This window comes from Kineosphaera limosa NBRC 100340 (genome assembly GCF_000298215.1).
Lineage (GTDB): Bacteria > Actinomycetota > Actinomycetes > Actinomycetales > Dermatophilaceae > Kineosphaera > Kineosphaera limosa.
In genome coordinates, this window is sequence record NZ_BAHD01000029.1 from 1 (window position 1) to 11,583 (window position 11,583).

Consider the following 11,583-nt stretch of genomic DNA (forward strand, 5'->3'; position numbering starts at 1 on the left):
CCTCGGCGAGGGCGCCGCCTGTGCGGGCGCAGCCGCCAACGGGATGGCGAGGGCGAGCGCACTGCCGGTGGCGAGCGCTCCTCGAAGGGCCGCGCGGCGCACGCGCCGGGTCAATCCCCGACGCGCGCGCCGCAGCGCCAACACAGAACGGCGCGGTCGACGTGGCGGGTTGGGGCGGGCACGGGCAGTTCGATGGAGCCGATGAGCACGCTGGGGCGCACCTCGTAGTGCACCTCCCCCAGCACGGGCGTCGCGTGGCCGAACAGGGCGCAGACCGGCGCGCCGAACGCCCCCTGGACCGACTCCCGCCACGGGTGTGGCCCACGAATTCGTTTGATGCGCATCGCTGCTCCTGTGCTACTGAGCGGCCGCCACCGGGGCGCCTGATGCCCCATCGGCCGCTGGAGCGCCTCCGCGAGCATCTTGCGCATATCGGTGGCCGCAAGGGGACCTCGGACCCACCGCGCGAGAGTCGGGCGGGAGAGGATGGGGCCATGACGAGCTTCTACGCCGAGTTCACGGCCGCCGCGGGACGCGAAGACGACTGCGCCCGGCTGGTCGCCGACTACACGCAGGCCACGCGCGCCGAAGAAGGCTGCGTGGTGTTCGAGCCCTACGTCGAGCGCGACCGCCCGCGCCGCTACTTCATCTACGAGGTCTACGAGGACGACCAGGCGTTCGCGGACCACGTCGCCTCCCCGCACGGCGTGCAGTTCAACGAGCAGCTCGGCGACGTCATCGAGGAGGACGCCTCGCGGCTGAAGTTCCTCGACCGTCCGCCGCTCAACGACTGACCCTCCCACCGGCCCACGCGCGTGCTCGAACGGCTGCTGCAGTGGCGCCGCGCGCACCTGGGCGGGTTGTCGCTGCCGGGGCTGGTGCTGGCGGTGCTCTGGTATATCGCCGCCTACACCCCGTCGCTGCTGCCGCGGCCCTGGTGGCTGCAGGGGCTGATCGCCGCGGTGTGCGCGGTGCTGGGATATGCGGTCGGCTACCTCGTCGGCGTGCTGTGGAAGTGGCTGGCCCGCTGGCTGGGGCTGCGGATCACCATCGCACCGCGACGGGCCCGCGCGCTGTTGTGGCTGCTCGTCGCGGTCGAGGTCGTTGCGCTTCTCGCCTTTCCGTTCGCGACGGTCGAGTGGCAGCACTACGTCCGCCAGTACGTGGGACAACCCCCCGCCGGCTGGTGGTATCCGGTCGGCAGCACCCTCGTCGCGGTCGTCACGTTCGCGCTGCTCATCAGCATCTGGCGGCTCATCGCCGACGTCGCCGACTGGTTTCTGGCGCGCCTGCGGTCGCGCTTCATCGCCGACGCCCTGGCCCGCCTGCTCGCCTCCGGGCTGACGGTGCTCACCGTGGTCGCGGTGACGAACTACGTCGTGGTGCCCGCCGTGGAGATCATCGTCGACACGAGCGCCGACCGCGTCAACCGCACCCAGCCCGCCGGGATGTCGGCGCCCACCTCACCGCTTCGTAGCGGCGGGCCGGGGTCGCCGCAGGCGTGGGACAGCCTCGGCCAGGACGGCGCGATCTACGTGGCCAGCGGCCCCGACGCCGCCGCCATCGCGAGGGTTACCGGCCGGTCGGCCAAGGAGCCGATCCGGGTGTTCGCCGGTAACCACGACCCCATCCCGGCGACGGTCGACAAGGTGCTCGCGGAACTCGACCGCACCGGCGCGTGGGACCGGCGCGCGATCCTGCTCGCCTCCGCGACGAGCACCGGCTACCTCAATCTGTGGGCCTGTTCCACGTTCGAGCACCTGCTCGACGGCGACACGGCCATCGCCTCCTTGGCCTACTCCGACCTCCCCTCGGCGTTCGGTCTGCTGTGGGGGCACGAGGAGCCGCCCACCGCTGCGCGGGCTTTGTTGGATGCGGTGCGGTCCCGCCTCGACGCGATGCCGGCCGATCGGCGGCCCACGCTGTACCTGACCGGTGAGTCGCTGGGCGCCTACGGCGGCGACGCGGCGTTCGACTCGCCGGCGCAGATGCTGGCGCAGGCCGACGGCGCGGCGTTCGACTCGCCGGCGCAGATGCTGGCGCAGGCCGACGGCGCGGTGTGGAGCGGCACGCCCGCCTTCGCCCCCAACCGCATCGAGCTGACCGCGCAGCGCAATCCGGGGTCGACCCAGGTGGCGCCCGTCGTCGACAACGGCGAGCACTTTCGGTTCGTCGGCGCGCCGGCGCAGTTGACCGCCGACCAGTTCGGGCGGCCACTGGGCCAGTGGTCGTTCCCGCGGGTCGCCTACCTGCAGCATCCTTCGGATCCGGTGGCGTGGTGGAGCCCCAGCCTGCTGTTCGAAACCCCACCGTGGTTGCAGGAGACCCGCCTGGACAACCCGATGGCGCAGATGTCCTGGACCCCGATCGTCACCTTCTACCAACTGTCCGCCGACATGCTCGTCTCCAACGAGGTGCCCGGCGGCTTCGGCCACCGTTACTACGGCGCCGACATGGTGCCCGCCTGGGCCGCGGTGCTCGGCGACGAACGATCGGAGGCAGAGTTGGACCCGATCATCGACGCCGTCGGTCGGCGCTGAGAGTAGTTCGGCGGGCTGGGTCAGTGGGATGCGTCAGTGGGCTGGGGTCAAGGCCTTGACGATCAGTTCGATGACGGCGGGGTCGGTCGGGAGCTGTTCGTGCCGCACCTGATGGCCGGGGTGCAGTGCCTGGAGCCGGACGACGTTGAGCGCGGGGTCGTGCACCGCCCCCGGCGGTGGCGCGAGCATCGGATCCTCGTCACTGACCAGCGTCAGGTGCCGAATCCCGGGGATGGCCTGCGGCAGCCACGGGCGATCGGGGGAGTGCACGGAGCCACCCGCGGCCTCGGCCGCCGCCCCCTCCGCCGCCTTCGACTCGCTGGCCACCGTTGGCTCACCGACACCTGACGACGCCACCTCGTCCGGCGCCTCAGCTCCCGGCGCCTCAGCTCCTCCCGGCAACTCACGCACCGCGGCCGACTCGCGTCCCGGCACCATCGTGCGCGCCGAGGGCCCGAGCACGGCGTCGAGGGCGTGCCGAATACCCGGGGTATGCAGTGCCGCCGACCAGCGCCCGAGCGGCCGGGCTCCCCAGAGCGGGGCCGACAAGGTCACCACATGATCGACCAACCCCGGCCGCAGCCGCGCCGCAGCCAGGGCGTGCAGGCCACCCTGGGAGTGTCCGACCAGATCCAGCGCTCCGGCGCCCTCGCGCGCCAGCTCGTCCAGCGCCGCGACCACCTCCTGCGTGGAGGCCGCCAGGGGTGCCAGCCCACCCCCTCCGACGAACCGGCCGCGGATGCTGCCGATGTGCCGTCCGTAGTCGAGGTAGACCACCGATCGCCCCGCGGCCACCAGGGCCTCCCCCAGCGGCCGCAGCGTCGCGCTCGTGTCATTCGTGCCGTGCAACAACACGACCGGCCCGCCGCTCATGCTCCGATCGTCGCACCCGCACGCTGACCGACCGGTCCGCCGAGCCCACCGCCCTCGGGCAGCGATGTCTGCGGGCGCGACCCACCACCGGCCCGCCGGACGCGCCACGATGAAGCATGGTCACCCTGTACGCCGAGTTCACCGTCCTGCCCGGCCACGAGCAAGAGGTCGCCGATCTCATGGCCGGGCTCACCCGCGATGTGCGGGCCGAGCCGGGCAATGTCACCTTCGAGGCCCACGTCGAGCGCGACCGGCCCAATCGCTACTTCGTCTACGAGGTGTACCGCGACGAGCAGGCGTTCGCCGATCACATCAATGCCGGCTACGGCGCGGTGTTCAACGAGCGGCTCAACCAGCTCATCGAGGAGGACGGCTCCCAACTGACCTTCCTGAGCCGACCCGGGGCCTCGTGAGTCAGGGTCGCGCGCTGCCGGCCTGTCGCATCAGACGGCCGGCCGGCTCGTCAGCCGATTCCCCATCGATTGCCCATGAAGCGGATCGGCTCAAGCACGTCGGACACCACCGCCAAGGTGGTGCCCTCAGACTGGTATCCGCACACGATCGTCCCGGCAGCGGGGTCCACGGCGTATTCGGTTGCGCCGTCCGCGGTCGGCGACAATCCCGCCCCTTCCTTGCAGAACTCGTGCGCGGTCGACGCGACCATGTACGCGTAGGCGCCGGTCCCCAGGGCAAGGCAGCCAACGACCGCCAGCCCACACGCCGCGATCACAGCGCGACGCCCCGCCAGGCCCAGGCCGAAAGACAGCAGACCGAGCGCGAATCCGACGACGAGCAGGTAAACGGCGAATCGCGCGAGATGCTCGCCGAGGTAGACGCCGGCAAGCGAGGCCCAGACGATGAGTGCGAGTACCAGCACCGCTGCCGTCGCACCTCGAGCGCACCAGAGGCCCACACGGTCCAACTGCCCATCAGGTGGTCGCGGTGCGGCCTCTCGCGTGGCGTCGAGTGACATCCGTTCTCCCCTTCGTGGCTGGCGGCAGTCCCGCCTCGAGCCCACTGCCCGCGGACGCCCCCAACGGTCCGCCCGCGCTCAGCGTGCGCCGCACGTTGACCTCCGTCAAGGGCCCTTCCTGCAGGTCGGGCCCTGGTCGGGCAGCACCGGCTAGGCCTCGGCGCCCGCTCGGCACGTCGACTGGACTGCCGCAAGCGGCACTGGACAACGCGTTCTCCACTGGACTACCGCTCGAGCAGTTGTCCAGTGGAGCCCAGCGCTGTCCAGTGGAGCCCAGCGTTGTCCAGTGGAGTGGAGCGTTGCCCAGTCGGAGGTCGCGTTGCCTCGATCCGCCTAGGCCTGCGGCCGTCAGCGCGGGATGTTGCGCAGGTTGGAGCGGGCGAGCTTGAGCATGTCGCCGACGCCGCCATCCAGGACGATGCGGGTCGCGGCCATCGCGAAGCCCTGCAACTGCGCGCCCGTGATGTGCGGTGGGATCGACAGGGCGTTGGGATCGGTGACGATGTCGATGAGCCTCGGCCCGTCGGCGGCCAACGCCTCGCGCAACTGGTCGGCCAGGGTCGCGGGATCGGTGATGCGCACCGACGGCATGCCGGCCGCGGCGGCGATCGCGGCGTAGTCAGTCGCGGGCCGGTCGGTACCCCACGCCGGCATGGCGTCGACGAGCATCTCCAGGCGCACCATGCCCAGCGTCGAGTTGTTGAACACGATGACCTTGGTGTTCAGCTGGTGCTCGACGACCGTGAGCAGCTCGCCGAGCAGCATCGCCAGCCCGCCGTCTCCGGACATCGAGATGACCTGCCGGTCCGGGTAGGCGCACGAGGCGCCGATGGCGTGCGGCAACGCGTTGGCCATCGTGCCGTGGTGCCACGAGCCGATGATCCGCCGCCGCCCGTTGGGCGTGATGTACCGCGCCGCCCACACATTGCACATCCCGGTGTCGACCGTGAAGATCGCATCGTCGTCGGCCAACTGGTCCAGCACCGAGGCCACGTACTCCGGGTGGATCGGCGTGTGCTTCTCCACGTTCTTGGTGTAGGCGTCGACGACCTTCTCCAGCTTCTTGCAGTGCTCGGAGAGCATCTTGTCGAGAAAACTCCGGTCTCGCTTCTCGGCAAGCAGCGGCAGCAGCGCCTCGACCGTCGCGGCCACATCGCCCTCGACCGCTTGGTCGAGCTTGGCCCGCCGACCCAGCCGCTCACCATTCCGGTCGACCTGCACGATCTGCACCTTCTCGGGCAAGAACTGGTCGTAGGGAAAGTCGGTGCCCAACAGCAGCAGCAGGTCGGCCTCGTGGCAGGCGTCGTACGCGGCGCCGTACCCCAGCAGGCCACTCATGCCGACCTCGTACGGATTGTCGTACTGGATCCACTCCTTGCCGCCGAGCGCGTGCCCGACCGGAGCCTTGAGCTTCTCCGCCAGCGCCATGACCTGCCCGTGCGCCCCGGCCACACCGGCCCCGACGAAGAGCGTCACCTTCTGCGCCGCGTTGAGTCGTTGGGCGAGGTCCGCCACCGCGGCAGGGGCCGGCACATGCGCCGGCGGCGTCGTCGAGACCGCCCCCAACGCGGGAGCGTCGACGGCCGGGGCGGCGGCGATGTCACCGGGCAGCACGAGCACCCCGACGCCCGAACGGGCGATGGCCGTCTGCGTCGCGATGTGCAGGATGCGCGCGGCCTGGCGCGGGCTGTTGGCCAACTCGGCGTAGACGCTGGCCTCGGCGAACAACGCCTCCGGGTGGGTCTCCTGAAAGAACGAGGTGCCGATCTGTCCGGAGGGGATGTGCGAGGCGATCGCCAGCACCTTGGAGCCCGAGCGGTTGGCGTCGTACAAGCCCTGGATGAGGTGGGTGTTGCCCGGCCCGCACGAGCCCGCGCACACCGCGAGCTTGCCCGTGAGCCGCGCCTCCGCGGCGGCGGCGAACGCGGCGGCCTCCTCGTTGTGCACGTCGACCCATTCGATCGCGCTCTGTCGGCGCAGCGAGTCGGAGACCGGGTTGAGGCTGTCGCCCACGAGCCCATAGATGCGTTCGACACCCAGGCCCGTGAGGAACTCGACGAGTTGATCAGCGACGGTCTTGGCAGCCATGCGAGTCCTCCTGTGCGAGACGTGTGCGCTGCGGAGGCCCGGTGGTGCTGGTCGATGTGCTGGTCGTGGGTGCTGTTGTGCTGAACGCGAGTCCCGCAGCGACGGGGATGCGGGCAGGCGGCTCCGTCGGCGCGCGCGGTCACCCACCTGCCCGCAGGTGGGTGGCCGTGCCCTCGCGGTCGAGCCTAAGCGTCGATGGGGGGTGTTGGGTCGAAGGGGGCTGGCCGCTCGAGGCGGGCCTCGCTGACGCGGCTACCCAGGGCGCGGGTCAGTGGCCGGCGCGAGCCAGCAGCTGCTCGAACGGGGTGACCTCGGGGAAGTCAGGGACAGCGGATGCCGGCGGAACAGAGGCGAGCCGCGGCGGCACACTCGCGGCCGCACCCGGCGTCGCACCCCGACTCGCGCCCGGCGTGGCGACCACAGCCGCCTCCGGCGGGGCGAGCACAGCCGCGCCCGGCGGTGGGACCGCAGCCGCAGGACCTGCCGTGATGGCGCTCAGCTCGCGGGCGGCGCGAGCGATGCGGTCGGTCAAAGCGCTTGCGCCGGGCCCGCCGAAGTCGGAGGTCGCGGCGTACACGCCGGTCGGCACCGCCAGGGCGCCCAGGTAGGCGAACAACGGCCGCAGCGCGTGCTCGATGACCAGACTGTGGCGCTCGCTGCCGCCGGTGGCGGCCAGCAGCACCGGGGTGCCGCGCACGGAGTCGACCTCGAACAGGTCGGCGAACGACTTGAACAACCCGCTGTAGGAGCCCTGGAACGTCGGGGTCACCACGATGAGCGCGTCCGCGGCGGCGACGTCGTCGAGGGCCGTGCGCAGCGAGCCGGACGGGAATCCGGTGAGCAGCGCGTCGGCGATCTCGTGCGCGTGATCGCGCACGTCGATGAAGCGCACGTCGACCACCCGGCCGGCGGCCTCGAACGAGGTGCGCGCCGCTGCGGCGAGCTGGTCGGCGACATTGCGCGTCGAGCTGGGCACGCGCAGCCCGGCGCTGATGACGGTGAGCACGGTCATGACGATCTTTCCTATCGAAGGTTCGGCCCCGGCGAGGGGTGGTGCGCGCCCGGGGCACCCGGGCGCGCAGGAGGGTCAGCTGGCGCGGCGGTTCTCGTCTTCGGCGCGGGTGCCGGTCCACAGGTCGGTGGCGGCGGTACCGGTCACCGGCTCGGGAGCACCGAGCGCGGCCAGACGAGCGGCGTGGGTCGGGCCGTCGGGCACGTGCGCGGGCTTGAGCGCGGCGAACTCCTTACGCAGCGTCGGCACGACCTCGCCACCGAGCAGCTCGAGCTGCTCAAGCACCGTGTGTAGCGGCAGGCCCGCGTGGTCGATGAGGAACAGCTGGCGCTGGTAGTCCCCGACGTAGTCGCGGAAGCTCAGCGTCCGCTCGATGACCTGCTGCGGGCTGCCCACGGTCAGCGGCGTCTCCCGCATGAAGCCCTCCAGGCTCATGCCACCTCCGTAGACCGGCGCCCGGTCGAAGTACGGCCGGAACTGGCGCACCGCCTCCTGGCTGTTGCGGTTCATGAAGACCTGCCCACCGAGTCCGACGATCGCCTGGTCGGCGCTGCCGTGCCCGTAGTGCTCGAAGCGCCGCCGGTAGAGGTCGACCATCGAGGCGGTGTGCTCCTTGGGCCAGAAGATGTGGTTCGCGAAGAAGCCGTCACCGTAGTACGCGGCCTGCTCGGCGATCTCCGGGCTGCGGATCGAGCCGTGCCACACGAACGGCGGCACGCCGTCCAGCGGGCGCGGGGTCGAGGTGAAGCCCTGCAGCGGCGCGCGGTGCTTGCCCTGCCACCTCACGGACTCTTCGCGCCACAGCTGGTGCAGCAACGCGTAGTTCTCCACTGCCAATTCGATGCCGTCGCGGATGTCCTTGCCGAACCACGGATACACCGGGCCGGTGTTACCGCGGCCGAGCACGACGTCCATCCGGCCGTCGGACAGGTGCTGCAGGTAGGCGTAGTCCTGCGCGAGGCGAACCGGGTCGTTGGTCGTGATGAGCGTCGTGGCCGTGGACAGCACGATCTTCTCGGTCGCGGCCGCGATGTGCGACAGCAGCACCGGGGGGCTGGCGGGCGCCGCGAACGGAGGGTTGTGGTGTTCACCGGTCGCGAAGACGTCGAGCCCGACCTCCTCCGCCTTCTTGGCGATGGCGACGGTGGCCTTGATCCGCTCGTTCTCGGTCGGCGTGCGGCCGGTCGTGGGGTCGGTCGTCATGTCGCCGACGGTGAAGATGCCGAACTGCATGGTGTACTCCCTAGGTCCCTGATTCACCGTGTTGGTGATACGTCACCTATAACGTCTGTATCGCTCAGTTATTCCGCGCCCTCGCGGCCGGGGCGTTGGGGCGGGGTCGCCATGTGACACGGCCGTGTCTCAGCCAGCAACTCACAGCTGACGGCCAGGTATCACGGGCCTGCCGGAAACCGCTGGTCAGTCCGGCCGGCGTCGCAAGGCAGCCTGATTTAGGTGAAATGCCCCGGTTGAAGAGGTCGATGTGGGCCCCCTAGCGTAGCCGTCAGCCGTGCGTCGATGATGCGCACCTGCCAGTGGGCGCCGCGGTGGGCGGCGCCCTTCGCCCATGCACCACCGGCAAGGACTTGAATGACCGACACCATCACCCGGCCCGGCTCAGACCCGGAGATCGACGAGAAGCCCAAACGCGAGCCGTTCCTCGGCCTCTCGCCGCTGCAACTCATCGGCGGCGCCCTCGCAGCCATCACCACCGCGGTCGCCACCTCATATCTCGGCGTGGCCGGAACGCTGATCGGCGCGGCCGTCGCCTCGGTCATGTCCACCGTCGGCGCCGCCGTCTACACCCAGTCGATGAACGCCGCCCAAGGCCGCATCGCCAGCGGCCTGTCGAGCCTCGGCGACCGCCGCCGCGGCGGCCCCGATCGCACCGACCCGACCGCTGGCCGGCCCACCGCGTCGGCCAGCGGCCAAGCGTGGGAGAACGACGCCCTGGAGGTCGACACCCGGCCCAGCCTGTGGGCGCGCCTGAGCTCGGCGGTCGGCCGCGTCAGCACCCGAGCCTGGGTCGGCACGGCAGCGGTCTTCCTCATGGCGATCGTCGCGATCACGGGCTTCGAACTCGCCACCGGTAAGCCGGTCTCGGCGACCGTCACCGGCAACACCTCCTCATCCGGGACGACGATCAGTTCGGTGGTCGACCCCGGCAGCGGCGGGTCGGGCACCACGGACGAGACCCCGACCGACGAGGCGACGCCCGTCGACGAGGTCTCCCCCACGGACGGGACCACGCCGACCGACGGCGCGACGCTCCCGACCGACGGAGCGACCCAGCCGGACGGCCAGCCGGTCCCCGACACCACGCAGGCCCCCGGCCAGCCGGAGTCCGTGCCTGACAACACGCAGCAGCCCGACCCGGCGCAGACGGCCGATCCCGGCCAGACGGCCGACTCGGGCAGTGGCGACACCGGCTCCGGCCAGCAGAACCCCGGCCAGGGCGACCAGGACCCGGCCCCCGCCGGCCCCTGAGCAGAGGCATCGCCAAGGGCGCTCGCACCGATCAGTCGGTGCGAGCGCCCTTCTCATGCGCGGCTCTCCTGCGCGGCGCGCTAGCAACCGTCGGCCGATGCGGCGCGTCCGCATGCCAAGCTGTGCAGACGTGATGCCGAGGCGCGCGCGGACGCTCCGGCCCCGCACGCGCAGCAGAGAAAGCGAGTTGGCCGTGGTGTGGCTCCGTCGCCGGGCACTGGCCCCCGACCGTACGTCCGCCGGCGCACGTCGCCGACCGGAGACAGACCCGGCGCAGGAGCGCGTGGTCCTGGTCAAACTCGACTTGCGCTCGGTCTGGCTGGCCGCCTGGTGCCTGGCCGCGGTGGTGGCGCTGGCTCTGTTCGTGCGGTTCGTGTTCTCCGACGGCGGCTCGATCTTCTTCAGCCTGGCGCTGGCGTTCTTCTTCGCCCTGGCGATCGAGCCGGCGGTGCGCTGGCTCTCCCGGTGGATGCCGCGGGTGGCGGCGACCGCGCTGACGTTCGTGGCACTGGCGGTCTTCACGACCGCCTTCTTCGCGGCCTTCGGGGCGATGCTCACCGAGCAGCTCTCGGCCCTGGTGCGCAGCGTGCCGCAGGTGGTGACCACGGTGCTCGACTCCGCCAACCAACGGTTCGGCACCGCCTACACCACTGACACCATCATGGGCGAGCTCGGCATGAGCAACGAGGAGGCCGCCTCCCTGGCGACCACGATCGCCGGTGGGCTCATCGGCGTGCTGAACAACACCCTGGGTTTTGCCCTCAGCGCGTTCTCCTTCGTGTTCCTCTCGTTCTTCCTCTCCGCCGGCCTGCCGAGCCTGCGCTCGTGGATCGCCGGGCTGTTGACGCCGCGGGGGCAGGTCGTCTTTCACACGGTGTGGCAGCTCATGGTCATCAAGGTGGGTGGCTACGTCGCCGCCCGCCTGACCCTGGCCGTCATCAGCGGGACCGCGGCGGGCGTGTTCATGTTCCTCATCGACATGCCGTACTGGCTGCCGTTGGGCCTGTGGACCGGCCTCGTCGCGCAGTTCGTGCCCACCGTCGGCACCTACATCGCCATCGCTCTGCCGGTCATCGTCGGCCTGGCCAGCAGCGAACCGATGGACGGCGTGTGGATGCTGCTGTTCGCCATCGTCTACCAGCAGATCGAGAATGTGACGATCGAGCCCCGCATCAGCGCCCGCGCGGTGAACCTGCACCCCGCGGTCTCGTTCGTCGCAGCGCTACTGGGTGCGTCGTTGTTCGGGGTTGCGGGCGCCCTGCTCGGCGTGCCGCTGGCGGCAACGATCATGGCGCTCTTCGATATCTACAGCCAGCGTTACGAGGTCTCGGCGGCCGCCGAGACCGAGGCCAGCCAGATCGTCGCCGCCAGCCAGCCCGAGTCCGGTGCCACCAACGGCTTCGGCGCTGCTCGCGCAGCGGGCTCGCCCGGGGCGCAGCGCCCGGGGTCTCCGAACACCGAGGTGCGCGCCAAACAAGCCGGGAAGGCGACCGCGGAGGCGTTGGCCGAGCCGGATCGCCCCTGACCGAAAAGATAGTGTTCGCTTTTACACCCCTGACCGGGCAAAAGCGAACACTATCTTTCGCGACGGGGCTGGCTGCGGCGCCCTG

General features: G+C 70.9%; 11 protein-coding genes. 5 read left to right on the top strand and 6 right to left on the bottom strand.

The genetic code is table 11. The features are described 5' to 3' along the window. Positions 1-110: 110 nt before the first annotated feature. On the bottom strand, positions 111-344 hold the full coding sequence (locus tag KILIM_RS09375; RefSeq protein ID WP_006592424.1) for a hypothetical protein: 234 nt from the start codon (positions 342-344) through the stop codon (positions 111-113). 150 nt (positions 345-494) lie between these two features. On the opposite strand from KILIM_RS09375, the gene KILIM_RS09380 reads away from it, so the two are divergent. After that, entirely contained in the window at positions 495-794 is a 300-nt protein-coding gene (locus KILIM_RS09380) for a putative quinol monooxygenase (protein ID WP_006592425.1), read from the top strand. A 21-nt stretch (positions 795-815) separates the two neighbouring features. After that, positions 816-2,540 carry an alpha/beta-hydrolase family protein gene (locus KILIM_RS09385; RefSeq protein ID WP_006592426.1) on the top strand — a complete coding sequence of 575 codons (1,725 nt, stop codon included), beginning with the start codon at positions 816-818 and terminating at the stop codon, positions 2,538-2,540. A gap of 33 nt (positions 2,541-2,573) precedes the next feature. Here the strand turns inward: KILIM_RS09385 and KILIM_RS09390 are convergent, their stop codons facing one another. Beyond that, positions 2,574-3,413 (bottom strand): esterase/lipase family protein, encoded by an 840-nt coding sequence (locus KILIM_RS09390; protein ID WP_006592427.1) that lies wholly within the window; start codon positions 3,411-3,413, stop codon positions 2,574-2,576. Positions 3,414-3,529: 116 nt separating this feature from the next. Here KILIM_RS09390 and KILIM_RS09395 point away from each other — a divergent pair, with 116 nt between their 5' ends. Next, on the top strand, positions 3,530-3,826 hold the full coding sequence (locus KILIM_RS09395; RefSeq protein WP_006592428.1) for a putative quinol monooxygenase: 297 nt from the start codon (positions 3,530-3,532) through the stop codon (positions 3,824-3,826). Positions 3,827-3,876: 50 nt separating this feature from the next. On the opposite strand, the gene KILIM_RS09400 is transcribed toward KILIM_RS09395, so the two are convergent. The 4 genes from KILIM_RS09400 to KILIM_RS09415 all read right to left on the bottom strand — a co-directional run bounded on the left by KILIM_RS09400 (position 3,877) and on the right by KILIM_RS09415 (position 8,719). Then, positions 3,877-4,290: a hypothetical protein gene (locus KILIM_RS09400; RefSeq protein ID WP_040562838.1), complete on the bottom strand. Its 414-nt coding sequence runs from the start codon at positions 4,288-4,290 to the stop codon at positions 3,877-3,879. A 444-nt stretch (positions 4,291-4,734) separates the two neighbouring features. Next, positions 4,735-6,474, bottom strand: coding sequence for a pyruvate dehydrogenase (locus tag KILIM_RS09405; RefSeq protein ID WP_006592430.1), 1,740 nt, complete (start codon positions 6,472-6,474; stop codon positions 4,735-4,737). Between the two features lie 268 nt (positions 6,475-6,742). Beyond that, positions 6,743-7,486, bottom strand: coding sequence for a CE1759 family FMN reductase (locus KILIM_RS09410; protein ID WP_006592431.1), 744 nt, complete (start codon positions 7,484-7,486; stop codon positions 6,743-6,745). 75 nt (positions 7,487-7,561) lie between these two features. Continuing rightward, the gene (locus KILIM_RS09415; protein WP_006592432.1) at positions 7,562-8,719 is read right to left on the bottom strand and encodes an LLM class flavin-dependent oxidoreductase; all 1,158 of its coding nucleotides are present in this window, start codon (positions 8,717-8,719) and stop codon (positions 7,562-7,564) included. A gap of 357 nt (positions 8,720-9,076) precedes the next feature. On the opposite strand from KILIM_RS09415, the gene KILIM_RS09420 reads away from it, so the two are divergent. Both KILIM_RS09420 and KILIM_RS09425 read left to right on the top strand, forming a co-directional pair. Further along, on the top strand, positions 9,077-9,973 hold the full coding sequence (locus KILIM_RS09420; protein ID WP_006592433.1) for a hypothetical protein: 897 nt from the start codon (positions 9,077-9,079) through the stop codon (positions 9,971-9,973). 283 nt (positions 9,974-10,256) lie between these two features. Then, positions 10,257-11,498, top strand: a complete 1,242-nt coding sequence (locus KILIM_RS09425) for an AI-2E family transporter (RefSeq protein ID WP_157551616.1) — start codon at positions 10,257-10,259, stop codon at positions 11,496-11,498. The last annotated feature ends 85 nt before the right edge of the window (positions 11,499-11,583 follow it).